Origin of the sequence: Serratia sp. S4 (assembly GCF_000347995.1) — a bacterium.
Lineage (GTDB): Bacteria > Pseudomonadota > Gammaproteobacteria > Enterobacterales > Enterobacteriaceae > Serratia > Serratia quinivorans.
The window spans coordinates 1184807-1203140 of record NZ_KB661120.1; the positions used below are offsets into that span (position 1 = coordinate 1184807).

General features: G+C 54.2%; 16 protein-coding genes. 7 read left to right on the forward strand and 9 right to left on the reverse strand.

What is annotated here, in order from left to right:
• Window positions 1–155 precede the first annotated feature (155 nt).
• Window positions 156–1505: an NCS2 family permease gene (locus tag SERS4_RS0106160; protein WP_017891847.1), complete on the reverse strand. Its 1350-nt coding sequence runs from the start codon at window positions 1503–1505 to the stop codon at window positions 156–158.
• A gap of 82 nt (window positions 1506–1587) precedes the next feature.
• Entirely contained in the window at window positions 1588–3375 is a 1788-nt protein-coding gene (locus SERS4_RS0106165; RefSeq protein WP_017891848.1) for an adenine deaminase, read from the reverse strand.
• Between the two features lie 137 nt (window positions 3376–3512).
• Between SERS4_RS0106165 and SERS4_RS0106170 the strand changes: the two genes are divergently transcribed.
• Entirely contained in the window at window positions 3513–4445 is a 933-nt protein-coding gene (locus SERS4_RS0106170; RefSeq protein WP_012005557.1) for a LysR family transcriptional regulator, read from the forward strand.
• A 77-nt stretch (window positions 4446–4522) separates the two neighbouring features.
• Here the strand turns inward: SERS4_RS0106170 and SERS4_RS0106175 are convergent, their stop codons facing one another.
• From SERS4_RS0106175 to SERS4_RS0106185, 3 genes are all read right to left on the reverse strand, one after another.
• A complete protein-coding gene (locus SERS4_RS0106175; protein ID WP_012005558.1) occupies window positions 4523–4726 on the reverse strand; it encodes an HHA domain-containing protein in 204 nt (67 codons plus the stop codon).
• 55 nt (window positions 4727–4781) lie between these two features.
• Entirely contained in the window at window positions 4782–5150 is a 369-nt protein-coding gene (gene tomB, locus SERS4_RS0106180; RefSeq protein ID WP_004940312.1) for an Hha toxicity modulator TomB, read from the reverse strand.
• A 162-nt stretch (window positions 5151–5312) separates the two neighbouring features.
• Window positions 5313–5666 carry a hypothetical protein gene (locus SERS4_RS0106185; RefSeq protein WP_026142240.1) on the reverse strand — a complete coding sequence of 118 codons (354 nt, stop codon included), beginning with the start codon at window positions 5664–5666 and terminating at the stop codon, window positions 5313–5315.
• 448 nt (window positions 5667–6114) lie between these two features.
• Here SERS4_RS0106185 and SERS4_RS0106200 point away from each other — a divergent pair, with 448 nt between their 5' ends.
• The 3 genes from SERS4_RS0106200 to SERS4_RS0106210 are packed head-to-tail and all read left to right on the forward strand — an operon-like array spanning window position 6115 to window position 8586.
• On the forward strand, window positions 6115–6828 hold the full coding sequence (locus tag SERS4_RS0106200) for a metal ABC transporter ATP-binding protein (RefSeq protein ID WP_017891852.1): 714 nt from the start codon (window positions 6115–6117) through the stop codon (window positions 6826–6828).
• The gene (locus SERS4_RS0106205; RefSeq protein WP_017891853.1) at window positions 6825–7682 is read left to right on the forward strand and encodes a metal ABC transporter permease; all 858 of its coding nucleotides are present in this window, start codon (window positions 6825–6827) and stop codon (window positions 7680–7682) included. Before SERS4_RS0106200 ends, SERS4_RS0106205 begins: the two co-directional genes overlap by 4 nt.
• A gap of 25 nt (window positions 7683–7707) precedes the next feature.
• Window positions 7708–8586: a metal ABC transporter substrate-binding protein gene (locus SERS4_RS0106210; RefSeq protein ID WP_017891854.1), complete on the forward strand. Its 879-nt coding sequence runs from the start codon at window positions 7708–7710 to the stop codon at window positions 8584–8586.
• Window positions 8587–8699: 113 nt separating this feature from the next.
• On the opposite strand, the gene ykgO is transcribed toward SERS4_RS0106210, so the two are convergent.
• The 4 genes from ykgO to sdeX form a co-directional block, all read right to left on the reverse strand.
• Entirely contained in the window at window positions 8700–8840 is a 141-nt protein-coding gene (gene ykgO, locus SERS4_RS0106215; protein ID WP_012005563.1) for a type B 50S ribosomal protein L36, read from the reverse strand.
• Window positions 8841–8852: 12 nt separating this feature from the next.
• The gene (locus SERS4_RS0106220) at window positions 8853–9110 is read right to left on the reverse strand and encodes a type B 50S ribosomal protein L31 (protein WP_012005564.1); all 258 of its coding nucleotides are present in this window, start codon (window positions 9108–9110) and stop codon (window positions 8853–8855) included.
• Between the two features lie 180 nt (window positions 9111–9290).
• Complete coding sequence (gene sdeY, locus SERS4_RS0106230) at window positions 9291–12437, reverse strand: multidrug efflux RND transporter permease subunit SdeY (protein WP_017891856.1); 3147 nt, start codon at window positions 12435–12437, stop codon at window positions 9291–9293.
• Between the two features lie 17 nt (window positions 12438–12454).
• The gene (gene sdeX / locus SERS4_RS0106235; protein WP_026142241.1) at window positions 12455–13642 is read right to left on the reverse strand and encodes a multidrug efflux RND transporter periplasmic adaptor subunit SdeX; all 1188 of its coding nucleotides are present in this window, start codon (window positions 13640–13642) and stop codon (window positions 12455–12457) included.
• 142 nt (window positions 13643–13784) lie between these two features.
• On the opposite strand from sdeX, the gene acrR reads away from it, so the two are divergent.
• The 3 genes from acrR (at window position 13785) to mscK (ending at window position 18328) form a co-directional block, all read left to right on the forward strand.
• On the forward strand, window positions 13785–14468 hold the full coding sequence (acrR, locus tag SERS4_RS0106240) for a multidrug efflux transporter transcriptional repressor AcrR (protein WP_017891858.1): 684 nt from the start codon (window positions 13785–13787) through the stop codon (window positions 14466–14468).
• Window positions 14469–14478: 10 nt separating this feature from the next.
• Window positions 14479–14832 carry a DsrE/DsrF/TusD sulfur relay family protein gene (locus tag SERS4_RS0106245; RefSeq protein WP_017891859.1) on the forward strand — a complete coding sequence of 118 codons (354 nt, stop codon included), beginning with the start codon at window positions 14479–14481 and terminating at the stop codon, window positions 14830–14832.
• 103 nt (window positions 14833–14935) lie between these two features.
• Window positions 14936–18328 (forward strand): mechanosensitive channel MscK, encoded by a 3393-nt coding sequence (gene mscK / locus SERS4_RS0106250; RefSeq protein ID WP_017891860.1) that lies wholly within the window; start codon window positions 14936–14938, stop codon window positions 18326–18328.
• Window positions 18329–18334: the final 6 nt, after the last annotated feature.

Sequence of the window (18334 nt, forward strand, 5' to 3'; positions counted from 1 at the left end):
TATTTGGAGTGGTTGATGGGATTTTTCGTAAAAGAAGTGTTTTTATATCGGTTATCTCCCTGTGTGGTCTATTTTACAGGGCGACAGAGAATATATTTCTGTACTCGAGTTATTAAAGTGGTGCGCTGACAGAATATCAGTGCACCACTTTTAGATCAGTGCCTGACCAGCGTGGCAAAATAGTACGCCAGTGGGATCGCCAACAGATACAACCCGGCGGGTACTTCGCGCCATTGACCGGCAATCACCTTGATAATGATATAAAACAGCAATCCACCAGCGATACCGGTACCAAAGCTGTTGGCGATCAGGGTGATCATTACCATCATCAGTACCGGCAGGCCGTCGGTGAAGTTGGCCAAATCAACTTTGCGTAGTCCGCTGAACATATTCAGACCGATCAAAATCAGCGCCGGGGCGGTGGCTTCTTTCGGGATCATCAGCGCAATCGGTGTGAACAGCAGCATCAGCAAAAACATCACCGCAGCGGCCAAGGCGGTTAGCCCGGTTTTTCCACCGGCTTCTGCCGCCGCAGAGGATTCAATCAGGGCGGTGGCGGCAGGAATACCGACTATAGGGCCAAGCGCGGCGGCGATAGAGTCCACCATAAAGGGCCGGTTGATGTGCGGCATATTGCCGTGTTCGTCCAGCAGGCCGGCTTCACCGCCTACGGCCAGCGTGGTGCCCATGGTGGAGAAAAACTCCGAGGCGAAAAAGACGAACAAATAGGGCAGGAAGGCGATATTCAGTGCACCGATAAGGTCAACATGGCCAAGCACCGGGGCCAATGAATGCGGCATCGCCACCAGGCTGGTTGGCAGATGGGTGACGCCGAACGGGATGCCGACCAGAGTAGCGAACAGGATGGCCCACAAAATAGCCCCGGGAATACGCCGGGCCTGCAGGGCGATTGCCAGGAACAGGCCGCATAGGGCGATCAATGCACCGGGCGCGGTGAAGTCACCCAGCATCAACGCATTGGACTTTGCGTTGGCCAGCACCAGCCCGGCATTGCGGAACCCCAGTATTGCCACGAACAGCCCGATAGAGGCCGTCAGCCCCAGCTTGATCGATTGCGGTACCGAACGGGTGACCACCTCACGTAGCCCGAGCCGCGTCAGGGCGAAAAACAAAATACCGGACCAACAGGCGATACCCAAGCCAATCTGCCAACTGATGCCTTCACTGCCTGCCAGCGTTACGCCGACCAGCACAGAACCACCAATGCCTGGCCCGACGATAAACGGCAGGTTGCCGTAAAACGCCATCAGCAGGCTACCCAGCACGAAAACCAGAATGGTACCGGTCGTCACTGCTCCTTTATCCATGCCGCCGACGGCTAACAATCCGGGGATCACCACCAGCAGATAAGCGGCCGCCAAAAAGCCGGTAATCCCGGCCAGACATTCGGTTTTAACCGTGCTTTGCCGTGCATGCAGTTGAAAACGTCGTTGCAGCCAGCCCCCTGGTGTTGGAGCAGATGCAGGTACTGAATTTTCAGCCATTTAAATTCTCTCCGTCGTTACCCGTCGTATTTCAAGCCGCAACTTGAAATCCATAGGATAAATATCGTTATTATGATTATTTTTATACCGGGGTTTCCCAGCAGGCGATCAGCGGATCGACAATCTGGCGTGTTGAGCCGTCGGTCAGGCCGAGATCGGTCAGGTGCGGCCCGGCGTTACACGCCAGGCAGGTGCCTTCAATCGCCTTGAAAACCCGGTAAGGCGGCTCCCAGTCGGCGATTCGTGCGCTCAAATCGCGCAGGTTTTTGAACTGTTGTGCCAGCTCTGCTGCGGGCAAGTCAGAGAGCATACCGGCAATCGGCATTGCCACCTGCGCCAGAATTTCCCCGTTTTGACTCAGGGCCATGCCGCCGCCACTGGCAATCAGGGCGTTGGCGGCCAGCGCCATGTCGGCGGCATCACGACCCAGCACTACCAGATTATGTGAGTCATGTGAGTAGCTGGTGGCAATGGCACCCCGCAACTCACCCCAGCCCTCCAGCAATGCCAGTTGCGGTGTGGCCTGATGGCGGCCATGGCGGTGCTGCACCCAGATCAGGCTAAAGCCTTGCGGGATCTGCACTTCGCCGTTACGCACTTCGACCGTGGTCTCGTTCCACTGGGTAAAACGCGCGCCCTTTATGTGGCGCAGAGTGGCTTTGCCGTGACGGATCGCCGGAACCTTCAATACAAAGTCCCCGGCAGCCAAAGGTTGCAGCCGCAGGGTGTCACGCGGTGCCGCCACGTTAGGGTTGGCGTTGAGCGGCTTTTGCATCTTGCCTTGCTGTGCAGTCAATTTACCCGCGACGTAGACCTGTTGCGCTCTAAGCTGAGTCAGCGAATCAAACACCACCAGATCGGCAACGCGGCCTGCGGCAATCAGCCCGAGATCGTTGCGCTGCAAACGAATGGCGGCATTGAGCGTGGCCATCCGCAGCACGTCGGTCGCCGGCAGGCCTTGTTCGATCAACATATTGAGTAACGCTACTATGCCGCCTTTTTCCAGCAGCATATCTGGCGGGACATCATCGGTGCAGACGGTGATTTGTGAGGACAGGTGCGGCAGCGTTTTCAGCGCCGCGACAATCTCCGGCAGCAGATAAGGGTGGGAACCTCTGATTTCCAGCGTCAGACCGGCGCGTAATTTCTCCAGCGCATCGGCTCCGGAGGTCAGCTCATGGTCGGAGGTGACTCCCGCCGCCAGATAGGCCTGCAGGTCGGCGCCGCTCAGCCCGCGTGCATGGCCTTCGATCAATTTGCCGCTATTAAGCCCGGCATTGAGAATTTCCAGCATGCGTTCGCTGCCATTCAACACGCCGTGCATGTCCATGACCTCGGCGACGCCGCCGACTTCTGGCCACGCCAGCATGGTTTCCATTTCCTGGCCGGCAAAATCGGCACCGGACATTTCCAGCCCCGGAGTGGAGGGGACGCTTGAAGGGGCTGCACAGATCACTCTGAGTGGCAGGTCGCGGCTGGCGTCTACCGCATAACGCACACCGGCAACGCCGAGCACGTTGGCCAACTCGTGCGGATCCCAGAAAATGGTGGTGGTGCCTTGGGCGACGACGATCTCGGCATAGCGTTCTGGTGGCAGGTGTGAGCTTTCAACATGCACGTGGGTGTCGATCAGTCCTGGGCTCAGATAAGCACCGGCCAAGTCCTGCGTCTGCAAGGCTTCGGTCAGGGTGCCGCAGGGATGGACGCTGGCGATCAGTGCGCCGACGATGCCGACGTCGACGTTACGGACTTCGCCGGTTGCCATGTCAATTAACGCGGCGTTGGTCAGCAGCAAATCAAAGGGAAGTTGGCCCAATGCGGCCTTCACCGCACGCTGGCGTTCGCCCGTGCTGATGCAATGAGTGGTCATGGTAATTACCCGGCATGATGACAGGGTTGTTACTCTAGGGGGGCGGACTGGCTTTGCACAGATGATTTAATTTATCGCCTGATAAGAAACGTTTATGCTGTCGCAAACGTTTACTTTTTAGCGGACGGAAAGCTGACATGTCTGAACCCTGGCGCCGATTACCCGCGCTTTCTCTAAAGCAGATCCAATATTTCGTCACCCTGGCGCAGCTACGGCATTTTACCGATACCGCGAACCGTCTGGCGATCAGCCAACCGGCATTGAGCAGCGCATTACGGCAGATAGAGACGGTGCTGGGTGGCAAGCTGGTGAACCGTACCGCTTCAGCAGTGACGCTGACTGAACAGGGCGCAGCTATCTTGCCGCATGCCGAACGACTGCTGAATGTGGCGCAGGCGGCTTTTGATGATATGCAGCGCATCATGCTGGCAGGCGGGGATGGTACTGTACGTATCGGGCTGGTGCCCTCGGTCAGCGGGCTGTTGTTTCCGGCCGTGCCGCAATTGCTGGCGGCAAATTTTCCGCGTTTGCGGATAGAATTTCACGATCAAACCAATGACTCATTGTTATTGCAATTAGAGAACGGGTTGATCGATTTTGGCATTGGCGCGCTCGACAGTTCGGTGCCGGAATCGCTGGAGATATATCCGTTGCAGGAGGATCCGTTCGTGGTGGTTATGCGCCGTGACGATCCGCTGGCTGAATCTCATCATCTGCCATGGCGTCAATTAACCCGACGAGATATCGCGGTTTTCTCCAAGGGGAATATCAGTCGGTTGGTTTTGGCGCTGGCAGAAAGCCATCGTCTGAATTTAACCGCCCGATTCCAGGTGGATTTTTTGGAGACGTTATATGGTTTGGTGCGTTCGAAATTGGCGGTGGCTATTCTACCGCAACTTTATACCACACATTTGAACGATGATGAATTAACCGTGGTTCAACTACAGCAACCAATGCTTAGCCGCACCGTGGCGTTAATGCGCAGCGCGCATCGGAACCATCCGGCGTTAATTGAGGATTGTTTCCAATTGTTATTACAGGATTTTCAACAACGAATGAAAGTGCAGTAAGTCAATGAGAAAAATGGGGAGATAGAGGTAACATTGAGGCCGACGAATGTATCGGCTCAACGCGTTTTTAGCCCGGATTATCTTACGAATTTCCAAACGGCAGTAGGGATTTTATCGTAGAGTTTATTCATGGTGAGCTCAGCCAGGCGGTGGTCGGCTGCAGAGTAAAACAGCTCCAGTTCGTCATCTGAAAGCTCATACTTGTTTTTTTCAATAACGCGTTCCAGTGTTTCGATCGTGGTGCATTTACGTAAACGCATCAGATAATCAATTTTAGTCATGATAACCTTTGGTGTTATAAACCGTCGAATAGAATAATTTGGGGATAATTATCCCCTAAGTTTTCATTGTCGTACAGATGTCCTCTCCTGAGAACATTCTGAATAATCGCGCCTTGGTTTTCTGCCAACGACGCAGATCGGAATCATTTATACCGTAACTGCTGAACAGCGTGTAGGTATCATCGAGGTACTCTTCGACGAGTTCCGATAAATCACTTTCGTCCATGTATTTAATTTTATAACTCATCACAAACGAAGCAATATGTTCGATCAACTCATTAAGCTGGAGGTTGACGGAAGACGTCGGATCGTTCACCCAGCCATGATGGCTGTCGCCCAGCGTGGCGATACCTTCATCATACAGGTTTTCACACAAGAATTTCAGCTGAGCAATATCGTGCCTTTTAGGCGAATACTCATCCATATCATCCCCTCCGTAAGTCTTAATTTCGGTGTTGATAACACTCTGTGAGTAAGCTGATTTACATCATGGACAGAGGTAGCTTAAAGATGATGATAAAATAAACTTCCCGTATAATGAATATAAATCATTTCTTCGCATCTGGCCTGCTGTTATTACGTAAACTTACAATTCATCTGCGGTAGATGGGCGGGAGTTATCAATGAGGTCAAAGATAAGTCCCGCTTCGGTCAGGCTGAAAGTGACGCTGTCGCTGATGTATTCCTCTGCGCTGATATCCAGACAGGCATTGAAAATTGTCCATTTATAGCGGTAACTCATTGAATACTGGCTGCTGCTCAATTCCTGAATATCAAGTATTTCTAATGAACCTTCAGCATAACGCGCGCTTTCCGAATAAAAACTCAGGCCGCTGGTCAATGCTGGCACTAACTCTGATATTTTTTCGTTAATCACTTTCTTTAGTTTTTTAACAGAAAGTGCTTCAGTCATTGTGTCGCAGCTAAGAGTGACTTGCATATAATGCCTGGCAGTATAGCGTTCCTATCTATTAATCTTACTCCTTTTTTATCAATTCGTCGGTAAACTTTTCGTTAGCAGCCGGTTTTTTTACAGAATCTCAACGTTGTTTATCGATTAATAACCCTGATATTTCTCGGTATATCCCGGAAGAGGTAGCGCTGACGTTGTCAAAGCGGTGAATTGCCAGCGAAAGTAGCGCATTCCTTGTTACGTTCAGTTGCATTATTCGTTGACTGAGAGCTTGAGTCAGTGAAATGCTTGTGATGTTATAATATAACATTTAACTTTCCTTCCGTCTGGCCATGAAACTGACATCCACACCGCAAGATGGTGCCATACCGTCCTTGAGTTCATTGTTTACCGCCTCTGCCCGGTTGCGCTGTGGCATCGCCATTTTATTGCTGGCGATACTCTGGGCAGGCATCTACTGGGCGGCGGCACTGCCATGATTACCTTACAACAGGCTGTCGTGGGCTACGGTAGTATCCCGCTTTTTCCGCCGCTCAGCGGTCACTTCACTGCCGGCTCTTTGACCGCCGTCGTCGGTGTGAACGGTGCTGGCAAGTCAACACTATTGAAAACGTTGGCCGGGCTTTTGCCTCTGCAAAGTGGGAGCCTGTCTTTTAGCGGAAATAAATTACCGCGTATGGCTTATTTACCGCAGCAGGCCGAGTTGGATCGCCAATTCCCAATGCTGGTCAGCGATCTGGTGGCGATGGGCAGTTGGCCGCAGATCGGTATGTTTCGAGGGCTAAATAAGCGAGCTGCGCAGCAGATAGCCGAGGCGCTGGATACCCTGGGGATGACTCCGATGGCCCGCAGCCCGGTCGGTGAGCTTTCCGGTGGCCAACTGCAGCGGGTACTGTTTGCTCGAATGTTGGTTCAGCAGGCGCCGCTGATTTTACTGGATGAACCTTTTACCGGTATCGACAGCGCCACTATCCGGCTATTGCTGCAAGTGATCGCTCAGTTGCATCGACAAGGCAAGACGGTCATCGCGGTGTTGCATGACATGTCGATGGTGGCGAACCATTTCCCACAGGCCTTATTATTGACGCCACAGTGTTGCCACTGGGGGGCGGCAGATCGGGTACTGGAACACATTCCAGCGTTGAATATTGCCAGCTCGCCGCTGTGTCGAATGGCGGTGACGCAATGATGTTAGTTGATCTCCTTGTCGATCCCTTTGCCTCGTTCGGTTTTATGCGCCGTGCGCTGGTGGCTTGCTTTGCCCTGTCGCTCAGCGCAGCACCGTTGGGCGTTTTTCTGCTGTTGCGGCGCATGAGTTTGGTCGGCGATGCGCTGTCCCATGCTGTTTTGCCCGGTGCAGCGATAGGCTATCTGATTTCCGGTATGTCGATGGTGGCGATGGGCGTCGGTGGCTTTATTGCCGGGCTGGCGGTGGCCATGCTATCCGGGCTGGTCAGCCGGCGAACGCCGCTGAAAGAGGATGCCAGTTTCGCCGGTTTTTACCTGGGGTCACTGGCGCTGGGCGTCACTTTAGTCTCGCTGCGTGGTTCCAGCGTTGATTTGCTGCATGTGCTATTCGGTTCGATTCTGGCGGTGGATATTCATGCGATTGTGATGGTGGGGGCGATAGCCAGCTTGTCGCTGCTGGCATTGGCCGCACTGTACCGTGCCCTGGTGATTGAATCTTTCGATGCCACCTTTTTACGCGTCAGCGCACCGCGCTGGCTGGCGCTGATACATGGATTGTTCCTGGCGTTGGTGGTGGTCAATCTGGTCGCTGGTTTCCAGATCCTCGGCACATTGATGTCGGTCGGGCTGATGATGCTTCCCGCCGCCAGCGCGCGCTTTTGGGCGCGTAATTTGCCGCATACGTTGGCGGTGGCTATGGGTATCGGCATGCTTTCAAGCCTTATCGGGTTGGAATGGTCGTACTACGCGTCATTGCCTGCAGGGCCGGCGATCGTGCTCAGTGCCAGCGTGATTTTCTTTGGGTCAATTTTGTTTGGGACGCGTGGGGGGATTTATTCCCTGGCGCGCCGTTGAGAAGTGCCAAGTGCAAGGAGAAAGTATGAAACGTTTACCTATATCGCTGGCAGTCGCTGCTCTGCTGTCCAGCCCATTGGCTATGGCGAAGACGGTTGACGCTGTCGCCAGTTTTTCTATCCTCGGCGACATCGTCAAGCAGGTGGGGGGAGAACATGTCAATGTCTCTACGCTGGTGGGGCCGGACGGCGACCCGCACAGCTTCGAACCTTCACCGAAAGACAGCAAGCTATTGTCGCAGGCTGACGTGGTGTTCGTCAGTGGCCTGGGCCTGGAAGGGTGGATCGATCGCCTGGTCAGTGCCTCGGGTTACAAAGGGCAGGTGATTACCGCATCGCAGGGGATCAACTCGCGTCAGATGAATGAAGACGGCAAAGAGGTCACCGATCCTCATGCCTGGAACAGCATGAAGAATGGCGTGCAGTACGCCACCAACGTGATGAACGCGCTGATTGCCGCAGATCCTGAAGATGCCAACTATTTCCGTCAGCGCGGCGCGGAGTATATCCAGCAGCTGCAGAAGTTGGATCTGTGGGCCAAAACGCAGTTTGCCGCAGTGCCGCAACAAAAACGCAAGGTGCTGACCAGTCACGATGCTTTTGGCTACTTTGGTCAAGAATATGGCGTCACCTTCCTTGCCCCGGTCGGCTTCTCTACCGAGGCTGAGGCGAGTGCCAGCGACGTGGCCGGGCTGATCAAACAGATCAAGCAGGAGAAGGTTAATGCCTACTTTATTGAGAACCAAACCGATCCGCGCCTGGTGAAGCAAATTGCCGCCGCCACCGGTGCCAAGGCAGGGGGGGAACTGTATCCGGAAGCCTTATCCAAAGCTAATGGTCCAGCGGCCACTTACGTGCAGGCATTTGAGCACAATGTCGATACTCTACTCGGCAGCATGAAATAACGGATTCGCCCTGTCTGTCAGGCAGGGCATTTTTGGTGTTTCAGCTTTCTCCATAAAAAAAGCCCCGTTGAGCAGCAACGGGGCTTTGCGACAGACAGATGGCACTGCTTTACTTAGCGCTTTTTCTTACGTCCCTGTACCGCTTTGAAGCGTGGGTTAGTTTTACAAATCACATAGATACGGCCTTTACGGCGCACGACCTTGCAATCCGGATGGCGGTTCTTCGCCGAACGCAATGAACTCAAAACCTGCATGTGGATCCCCTGTTACTTATTGCCGGTAAAGAAGCGGCCAAAACGTTGCTGGAAGCGCGCAGTGCTGCCTTCTTTAGAGAACTCTTTCTGCTTGCCGGTGTAATACGGGTGCGAAGCGGAAGAGACGTCGAGAGTGACATACGGCCAGCTTTCACCTTCAAGCTCAATGGTGCGATCGGTGTTAATGGTCGAACCCACCTTAAAGTAGGTATCGGCACTGAGGTCGTGGAACACCACGGTACGGTAGTTTGGGTGGATGCCTGCTTTCATGATGCGCTCCAATGTAATGTTATACTATAACAATAATTATGCGCCGCACGGCAAGGCGGATCAAGTACAAAATGCATCTGCCGATAAATTAATGAGAGTGGTTTGCATTAAGCCGATGAAGCCAAAGAAAAAGGCCGCATAAGCGGCCTTTGTATTCAGGGGGAAGCAGTCACTGAGTTATCAGTGATGATCAACCGGGTGGCTGTGTTCCACATCTTCGGACTTCTTGCTGAAGCGGCGGCGAACCACCACGAAGAAGACCGGAACGAAGAAGATGGCCAGCACGGTCGCGGTAATCATCCCGCCCATAACGCCGGTACCTACCGCGTTCTGTGCGCCGGAGCCTGCACCGCTGCTGATAACCAGCGGCAGAACCCCGAGGATGAATGCCAGAGAAGTCATCAGAATTGGACGCAGACGCATACGCACCGCCTCCAACGTGGCTTCTATCAGACCCTTGCCTTCTTTATCCATCAGGTCCTTGGCGAATTCCACAATCAATATGGCGTTCTTCGCCGACAGACCTATGGTGGTCAACAGCCCCACCTGGAAGTAAACGTCGTTGTTAAGGCCGCGCATGGTGGCCGCCAGCAACGCACCGATAACCCCCAGTGGCAGAACCAGCATGACCGAGAACGGAATTGACCAGCTCTCGTACAATGCTGCCAGACACAGGAACACCACCAGAATCGAGATGGCATACAGTGCTGGAGCCTGGTTACCGGACAGACGTTCCTGATAGGACATACCGGTCCAGTCGTAACCAATGCCGCTCGGCAGCTTGGAGGCCAGTTCTTCCATCAGGTTCATGGCTTCACCGGTACTCTTGCCTGGCGTTGCCTGACCCAGGATTTCCATGGAAGGCAGACCGTTATAACGTTCCAGACGCGGTGAACCGTATTCCCATTTCGCCGAGGAGAAGGCGGAGAATGGAACCATCTGGCCGCTGGTGCCGCGGACAAACCATTTATTGATATCTTCCGGCAACATACGGAACGGCGCATCAGCCTGTACGTACACTTTCTTCACACGACCACGATCGATGAAGTCGTTAACGTAAGAGCCACCCAACGCGGTGCTCAGCGTACTGTTAATGGTGGTGATGCTAACGCCCAGAGCCTTGGCTTTTTCCTGGTCGATAATCAGTTTGAACTGCGGCGTATCTTCCAGACCGTTAGGGCGCATGCCCACCAGCATGTCCGGATGCTTGGCAGCCATGCCCAGCAACTGGTTACGTGCTTCGGTCAGTTTTTCATGCCCCAGGCCACCCTGGTCAATCAACTGGAAGTCAAAACCGGTCGCGGTACCCAGTTCGATAATCGCCGGCAGGTTGAACGGGAATACCAGGCCATCTTTGATTTGCGAGAACGCGCCCATTGCGCGGCCTGCAATCGCCGGGACCTTATTCTCTTCACCTTTACGTTCAGACCAGTCTTTCAGGCTGACGAATGACAAACCGTTGTTCTGACCGTTACCGTTAAAGCCGAAGCCCGCAACGGTAAACACCGAAACCACGTTGTCTTTTTCTTTGGTCATGAAGTAGTCGGTGACTTCTTCCAGAACCTTAGAGGTACGAGCTTCGGTAGCACCCGCAGGCAACTGCACCATGGTCAGCAAAATACCCTGGTCTTCGTCCGGCAGGAACGAGGAAGGCAAGCGCAGGAACAGCAGCGCCATGCCGACAACGATCAGCAGGTAGATCACCAGATAACGACCGGTGCTGCGCAGAATGTTGGCTACGCTGTCGGTGTAGTGATGGGTGCTCTTTTCGAACATGCGGTTAAACCAACCGAAGAAGCCGGTTTTAACCCCGTGGTCGCCTTTCGCTACGGGTTTCAACAAGGTGGCGCACAGTGCAGGCGTCAGAATCAACGCTACCAGTACCGACAGCGCCATCGCAGAAACGATGGTGATGGAGAACTGACGGTAGATAGCACCGGTCGAGCCGCCGAAGAACGCCATAGGGACGAATACCGCCGACAAAACCATGGCAATACCGACCAACGCGCCCTGGATCTGCTCCATCGATTTCTTGGTGGCTTCCTTCGGCGGCAGTCCCTCTTCGGACATTACACGCTCGACGTTCTCTACCACCACGATGGCATCATCCACCAACAAGCCTATCGCCAGCACCATGCCGAACATCGTCAGGGTGTTTATCGAGAAGCCGAAGGCCGCCAGAATGGCAAAGGTCCCCAGCAACACCACCGGTACCGCAATGGTTGGGATCAGGGTTGCGCGGAAGTTTTGCAGGAACAAATACATCACCAGGAATACCAGGATGATGGCTTCGATCAGCGTTTTCACCACTTCGTTAATCGAAATTTTAACGAACGGCGTGGTGTCGTACGGATAAACCACTTTCATCCCTTGCGGGAAGAAAGGCTGCATTTTGGTCAGCGCGTCTTTCACACCTTGTGCGGTGTTCAGGGCGTTGGCACCGGTAGCCAGTTTGATACCCAGGCCTGCCGCCGGTTTACCGTTATAACGTGCGGTTACCGCATAGGTTTCCGCACCGCGCTCAATGTGCGCCACATCGCTCAGGCGAACCTGAGAACCGTCGGCATTAACCTTCAGCAGAATTTTACCGAACTCTTCAGGCGAGGTCAGACGGGTCTGCGCGATGATCGAGGCGTTAAGCTGTTGGCCCGGTACCGGTGGCATCCCACCCAGTTGCCCTGCGGCGATCTGGTTGTTCTGCTCGGAGATGGCCGACGTCACATCGGTAGTGGTCAGCTGGAAGTTATTCAGCTTGTTAGGATCCAACCAGACACGCATCGCATACTGGGCACCAAACAGCTGCACCTCACCCACGCCGGATGAACGACTGATTGGGTCCTTGATGTTAGAGGCCACATAGTCCGCGATATCGTCCTGAGTCATGTTCGGATCATCGGAAATGAAGCCGGCCACCATCAGGAAGCTGCTGCTGGATTTTTCAACGCTCAACCCTTGCTGCTGCACTTCTTGCGGCAGTAAAGGCGTAGCCAATGACAGTTTGTTCTGAACCTGAACCTGAGCGATGTCAGGATCGGTGCCGGAATCAAACGTCAATGTAATGGTTACGCTACCAGAGGAATCACTGGTGGAGGACATGTACATCAGATTATCGATACCGTTCATGTTCTGTTCGATAATCTGAGTCACGGTATCCTGCACCGTTTTTGCATCCGCACCTGGATAGTTTGCGGTAATACTGACCGCCGGTGGTGCAATAGTTGGATACTGCGCAATCGGCAGTTTCATTATTGACAACACACCCGCCAACATGACGATGATGGCGATTACCCAGGCGAAAATAGGGCGATCTATAAAGAACTTAGCCATGTCTTACCGGCTCCTTTTTATGACTTCTGCGCTTCAGACTGCGGCTGCTTTTGCGCCTGAGTGTCAACTTCCTGCACTTTTACCTGAGCGCCTGGGCGGGCTTTCATCAGGCCGGTGACAATCACGCGGTCGCCGGCTTTCAAGCCGTCGGTAACCAGCCATTTGTCGCCGATTGCCAGATCCGCTTTCAACGTGCGCATTTCGACTTTATCGTCAGCGCCCACCACCATCGCGGTAGCTTCGCCACGTGGGTTACGTGTCACACCCTGCTGCGGCACCAGCAATGCATCGTTACGCACGCCTTCGTCCAGACGGGCGCGGACGAACATGCCCGGCAGCAGCGTATCGTTCGGGTTAGGGAACACGGCGCGAATGGTGATGGAACCGGTGGTTTCATCCACGGTGACGTCAGAGAACTCCAGCGTACCTTCCTGGGCGTATTGCGCACCGTTTTCCAGCAGCAGTTTCACCTTGGCCTTGCCGTTTTCCTGTTTCAGCGCACCGCTGGCCAGTTCTTGTTTCAGGCGCAGGAAATCGTTGCTCGACTGAGTGACGTCGACATACATCGGATCGAGTTGCTGCACGGTGGACAGTGCAGTGGTTTGACCGTTCGTGACCAGCGCGCCTTCAGTCACGGCAGATTTGCCGATGCGACCGGAGATCGGTGAAGTCACTTTGGTGTAAGCCAGGTTGATGCGCGCGGTTTCCACTGCGGCTTTAGAGGCCACGACCGCGGCTTCTGCCTGTTGCAGGTTGGAAACGGCTGTATCGTAATCCTGCTTGCTGATGTAGCTGGTACCCAGCAAGGGTTTGTAGCGGTTGACCGTTACGCGCGCGATAGAAGCGCTGGCCTGTGCTTTGGCCAGGTCGCCTTTGGCGCTGTCATAGCTTGCCTGATAGGTAGCAGGATCAATCTGATACAGGGAAGTACCTGCCTTGATATCACTGCCTTCAACAAAGTTGCGTTTCAGGATAATACCGCTGACCTGAGGGCGAACTTCGGCGATACGATACGCAGCGGTGCGGCCAGGAAGATCGGTAGTCATATTGAGAGGCTCGGCCTTCAAAGTCACTACACCCACTTCGGGAGCCGGTGGATGGGCGCCTTGCTGTTGGGTTTCTTTATCGTTACATCCTGTAAGCATTAAGCTGCCTGAAAGCATCAGAACTGCCGCCAGAGGCGTTAACCCTCTGTTTTTGTTCATAGAAAAACCTCAAGTGTCCGATTTCAAAATGATCAATGGATCACAAGCTTTAAAACCCATTGCTGCGTTAATTATATGTGCGTGCTATGGTACATACATACGCGAATGTATGTAAATCACACTCCCCCGAAAAAACAACGTCATGGCACGAAAAACCAAACAGCAGGCGCTAGAAACTCGACAGCACATACTTGATGCTGCGGTGCAAGAATTTTCTGAACGTGGCGTTTCTGCAACGTCACTGACAGATATTGCCACTGCTGCCGGAGTTACGCGTGGTGCAATTTATTGGCACTTCAAGAACAAGGTAGACCTGTTTAATGAAGTTTGGGAATTATCAGAGTCAAAAATTGGTGATCTGGAACTAGAGTATCAGGCAAAGTTCCCCGAGAATCCACTGCGTATTTTACGGGAAATTCTGATTTACATTCTGACGGCTACGGTCGATGACAGCCGCCGACGAGCGCTGATGGAAATCGTTTTCCACAAGTGCGAATTCGTCGGTGAGATGATGCCGCTGCATGAGGCGCGTAAAGTCTTGTACCTGGCAGGTTATGAACGTATTGAGTCGGTGCTGCGTGACTGTATGGCCCATGGCCAACTGCCCGTTGATTTGCACACCCGCCGCGCGGCAATTATCCTGCATGCTTATATTACCGGCCTGATGGAGAATTGGCTGTTTATGCCGGAGAGCTTTGATCTGAAAGCCGAAGCGACGGCGCTGATCGACTCCTTCCTCGAAATGGTTCAATTCAGTCCCGCCTTACGAATCAAGCCGGAAGAACTGGCGACGCAGCCACACAGCGTCGAAATCCATCCTTTATAGGAGATACACCATGTCATCCGTAGTGTTGATTGCCAATGGCGCCGCCTATGGCCACGAATCCCTGTTTAACGCCCTGCGTCTGGCCATTACCCTGAAAGAGCAGCAAAGCGATCTCGACCTGAAACTGTTTCTGATGTCCGATGCGGTGGTGGCCGGGCTGGCAGGCCAACAGCCGCGCGAAGGTTACCATTTGCAGCAGATGCTGGAAATTCTCACTGCGCAACAGGTGCCGGTGAGGCTGTGCAAGACCTGCGCCGACGCACGTGGCGTGAGCCAATTGCCACTGGCGGATGGGGTAGAGATCGGAACCCTGATCGAGTTGGCGCAGTGGACGCTGGCGGCAGGAAAAGTGCTGACGTTCTGATCCTGCGACATCTGTACATCACCAGCAATGCTTTTCTTATTCTTTGGCTATCTGCGATCGTGATAATCTTTAGGCTTCTTTATTATTGATTCGAAGCCAAATCATGCATCGCAGGTTAGCTAAAGGTTCTTTTCTGGCGTTCCCCTCGTTCCTGAGTGTGGGCCTTTCCCGCACCCTTGCCCTGTTTTTACTGATCGCGGTTTGTGCGGTGTGCCAACCTGCGGCCTATGCGTCCCTGAATGGCGACCTGCCGTCCCGTAGCGAAATTCAAAGCCAGATTGAAGCCTTGAACAAGCAAAAGACGCTGACCCCGGTCAATAAGCTCACCCAACAAGATTTGGCCCGCACGCTTGAGCTGCTGGACGCGATTGAACGCACCAAACAGGACGGCGCTCAGCTTAAGCAACAGTTGCAACTGGCGCCGGGCAAATTACGTCAGGTAACCGCCGATCTCGATGCACTCAAGACGCCGGTAGATGGCACGGCCGCCAGGGCCGAACTGCTGCAGCTTTCGCTGCGCCAGTTGGAAACCCGCCTTTATCAAACCCTCGACGACCTGCAGACTGCGCAGGAAAACCTGTCGACCTATAACAGCCAGCTGGTTTCACTGCAGACCCAGCCGGAGCGGGTGCAGAGCAGCATGTACACCGCTTCGCAGCGTCTGCAGGAGATCCGTAACCAAATCAACGATCAGACGCCGGGCCAAAACTCACTGCGCGACAGCCAGCTAGTGATGCTGGCAACCGAACAGACGTTGCTCAATGCGCAAATTGATCTGCAGCGCAAAAGCCTGGAAGCCAACACCACCCTGCAAGATTTGCTGCAGAAACAGCGCGACTACACCACCGGGCATATTGATGCGCTGGATCACAGCGTGCAGTTGCTGCAAGAAGTGGTCAACAGCAAGCGCCTGACGCTGTCGGAAAAAACTGCCAAAGAGGCGCAGAACCCGGAAGATGCCACGGACATTCAGCACGATCAATTAGTCAGTAAAGAGCTGGATGTTAACCGCCAGCTCAGCCAACGGCTGATTGCTGCCACCGAAGAGAGCAACGTGCTGTTCCAGCAGAATATTCGGGTGAAGAACTGGCTCGATCGTGGCCTGCAGGCGGAACGTAATCTGAAAGAACAGATCCAGGTGCTCAAAGGCAGTCTGGTCCTGTCACGCATTTTGTATCAGCAGCAACAGAGCCTGCCGCAGGGGACGCTGGTGGCAGACATGGGCACGCGCATCGCCGATCTGCGTCTGGAACAGTTTGATATCAACCAGCAGCGCGACGACCTGTTCAAAGGCGACGATTACATCAATAAGCTGGTTGCCGACAGCAAAGAAAAAGCCAGTGCGGACGTGCTGGACGCTTTAAACGAAATCGTCGATATGCGGCGTGAGTTGCTGGATCAGTTGAACAAACAGCTTAGCAATCAGTTGGCGCAGTCGATCAATCTGCAGATCAACCAGCAGCAGTTGACCAGCGTTAACAGCTCGCTGCGGGATACGCTGACCCAGCAGATTTTCTGGGTTAACAGTAACAAACCGGTTGATTTGGCGTGGTTGAAAGCTCTGCCGGGGGCGGTCAGAGATCAGCTTGCCACCCTCGATTTCAAATTAGACCTTGGAAAAATAGTGCAGGGCGGTTTGAATTCGCTGGTGGTGCTGATCCCGCTGTTGCTGTTGCTCGGCCTGTTACGCTGGCGCTACAAGCTGATCGACAGCCATTTGCAACGGTTGGCCAACGATGTCGGGCAGTTAAAGCGCGATGGCCAACTGCACACACCCAAAGCCATCTTACTGACCTTGCTGAAGGTCGTTCCCGGCTCGGCGCTGCTGCTGGGGGCGGGGTTCTGGGGGGATCGTGCCGAAATTGGCCTCAGTGATTTCATTTGGGCGCTGTCGCAGCAGCTGGCGCTATTTTGGCTGATTTTCGGCTTCACCTACCGCATGCTGGCAGTCGGCGGCGTTTGTGAGCGGCACTTTAATTTTGCCCCTGAGCTTTGTGCGCATTACCGCCGTCAGACGGTGCGCCTGGGCCTGGCGCTGCTGCCGTTAATCTTCTGGTCGGTGCTGGGTGAGAAAGCGCCGCTGCGGCTGGTGGAAGACGTGATCGGCCAGGTGGTGGTCATGCTGACGCTGGCACTGCTGACCGTGCTGGTGTTCCCGATGTGCCGTGACAGTTGGCGAGAGAAGGGTTCGCACGCGGTGCGATTGGTGATTGTTACCGCGATTGCCGCCACGCCGTTGATCCTGCTTGGGCTGATGTTTGCCGGTTACTTCTACACCACGCTGCGGCTGGCCGGCCGCTGGATCGACAGTTTGTACCTGTTTTTCCTGTGGAATATTGTATATCTGACCGCGATCCGTGGGTTGAGCGTCGCGGCGCGCCGTCTGGCCTACCGCCGTGCGCTGGCCCGTCGCCAGAGCCTGGCGAAAGAGAAAGAGGGTGCCGAAGGGCTGGAACCGGTTGAGGAACCTCCTTTGGCGCTCGATCAAATCAACCAGCAGTCGCTGCGTCTGACCACCATGGCGCTGTTTATTATCTTCGCCAGCGCTTTTTATGCCATTTGGTCCGATCTGGTGACGGTGATCTCGTATCTGGACAGCATCACGTTATGGCATTACACCTCTACCGTTGCCGGCAGCAGCGTGGCGCAGGCGGTAACGCTGGGCAACATGATGGTAGCGATAGCGGCGGTTATCGTCGCCTACGTCATGACTCGCAACCTGCCTGGTTTACTGGAGGTGGTGGTGTTGTCGCGGTTGCAGTTACGGCAGGGCACCTCTTACGCCGTTACCACCATACTGACCTATCTGATTACCACCGTTGGGGCAGTGACCGCACTGGGATCGCTGGGCGTATCCTGGGATAAGCTGCAGTGGTTGGCGGCCGGTTTGACCGTCGGGCTGGGCTTCGGTTTACAGGAGATTTTCGCCAACTTTGTCTCCGGTCTGATTATCCTGTTTGAACGGCCGATCCGTATCGGCGATACCATTACTATCGGCAGTTTCTCAGGCTCGGTCAGCAAAATCCGCATTCGTGCCACTACCATCACCGACTTTGACCGCAAAGAAGTGATCATCCCTAACAAGGCGTTTGTTACCGAGCGGTTGATCAACTGGTCGCTGTCAGACACCATCACCCGCGTATTGATCAAGGTTGGCGTAGCCTACGGATCTGATCTGGACAAGGTGAAAGCGGTGCTGTTGCAGGCGGCGCGTGATAACCCGCGGGTGATGACCGATCCCGAACCGCAGGTGTTCTTCCTTAATTTCGGCGCCAGCACGCTGGATCACGAACTGCGCCTTTATGTGCGTGAGTTGCGTGACCGCAGCTATACCGTTGACGAACTGAACCGCTCGATCGAACGCCTGTGCCGTGAGAACGATATCAATATCGCCTTCAACCAGCTTGAGGTGTATTTGCACAATCAGCAGGGCAACGAGGTGCAGGAAGTGAAACGGACATTATCGCCGGATGAAGGCGGTACGTCGGCAGGATGATAATGG

Excerpts from the sequence above, each read along its gene's own strand:
- SERS4_RS0106160 (WP_017891847.1), bottom strand. The coding sequence starts at position 1,505 with ATGGCTGAAAATTCAGTACCTGCATCTGCTCCAACACCAGGGGGCTGG.
- SERS4_RS0106165 (WP_017891848.1), bottom strand. The coding sequence starts at position 3,375 with ATGACCACTCATTGCATCAGCACGGGCGAACGCCAGCGTGCGGTGAAG.
- SERS4_RS0106170 (WP_012005557.1), top strand. The coding sequence starts at position 3,513 with ATGTCTGAACCCTGGCGCCGATTACCCGCGCTTTCTCTAAAGCAGATC.
- SERS4_RS0106175 (WP_012005558.1), bottom strand. The coding sequence starts at position 4,726 with ATGACTAAAATTGATTATCTGATGCGTTTACGTAAATGCACCACGATC.
- tomB (WP_004940312.1), bottom strand. The coding sequence starts at position 5,150 with ATGGATGAGTATTCGCCTAAAAGGCACGATATTGCTCAGCTGAAATTC.
- SERS4_RS0106185 (WP_026142240.1), bottom strand. The coding sequence starts at position 5,666 with ATGCAAGTCACTCTTAGCTGCGACACAATGACTGAAGCACTTTCTGTT.
- SERS4_RS0106200 (WP_017891852.1), top strand. The coding sequence starts at position 6,115 with ATGATTACCTTACAACAGGCTGTCGTGGGCTACGGTAGTATCCCGCTT.
- SERS4_RS0106205 (WP_017891853.1), top strand. The coding sequence starts at position 6,825 with ATGATGTTAGTTGATCTCCTTGTCGATCCCTTTGCCTCGTTCGGTTTT.
- SERS4_RS0106210 (WP_017891854.1), top strand. The coding sequence starts at position 7,708 with ATGAAACGTTTACCTATATCGCTGGCAGTCGCTGCTCTGCTGTCCAGC.
- ykgO (WP_012005563.1), bottom strand. The coding sequence starts at position 8,840 with ATGCAGGTTTTGAGTTCATTGCGTTCGGCGAAGAACCGCCATCCGGAT.
- SERS4_RS0106220 (WP_012005564.1), bottom strand. The coding sequence starts at position 9,110 with ATGAAAGCAGGCATCCACCCAAACTACCGTACCGTGGTGTTCCACGAC.
- sdeY (WP_017891856.1), bottom strand. The coding sequence starts at position 12,437 with ATGGCTAAGTTCTTTATAGATCGCCCTATTTTCGCCTGGGTAATCGCC.
- sdeX (WP_026142241.1), bottom strand. The coding sequence starts at position 13,642 with ATGAACAAAAACAGAGGGTTAACGCCTCTGGCGGCAGTTCTGATGCTT.
- acrR (WP_017891858.1), top strand. The coding sequence starts at position 13,785 with ATGGCACGAAAAACCAAACAGCAGGCGCTAGAAACTCGACAGCACATA.
- SERS4_RS0106245 (WP_017891859.1), top strand. The coding sequence starts at position 14,479 with ATGTCATCCGTAGTGTTGATTGCCAATGGCGCCGCCTATGGCCACGAA.
- mscK (WP_017891860.1), top strand. The coding sequence starts at position 14,936 with ATGCATCGCAGGTTAGCTAAAGGTTCTTTTCTGGCGTTCCCCTCGTTC.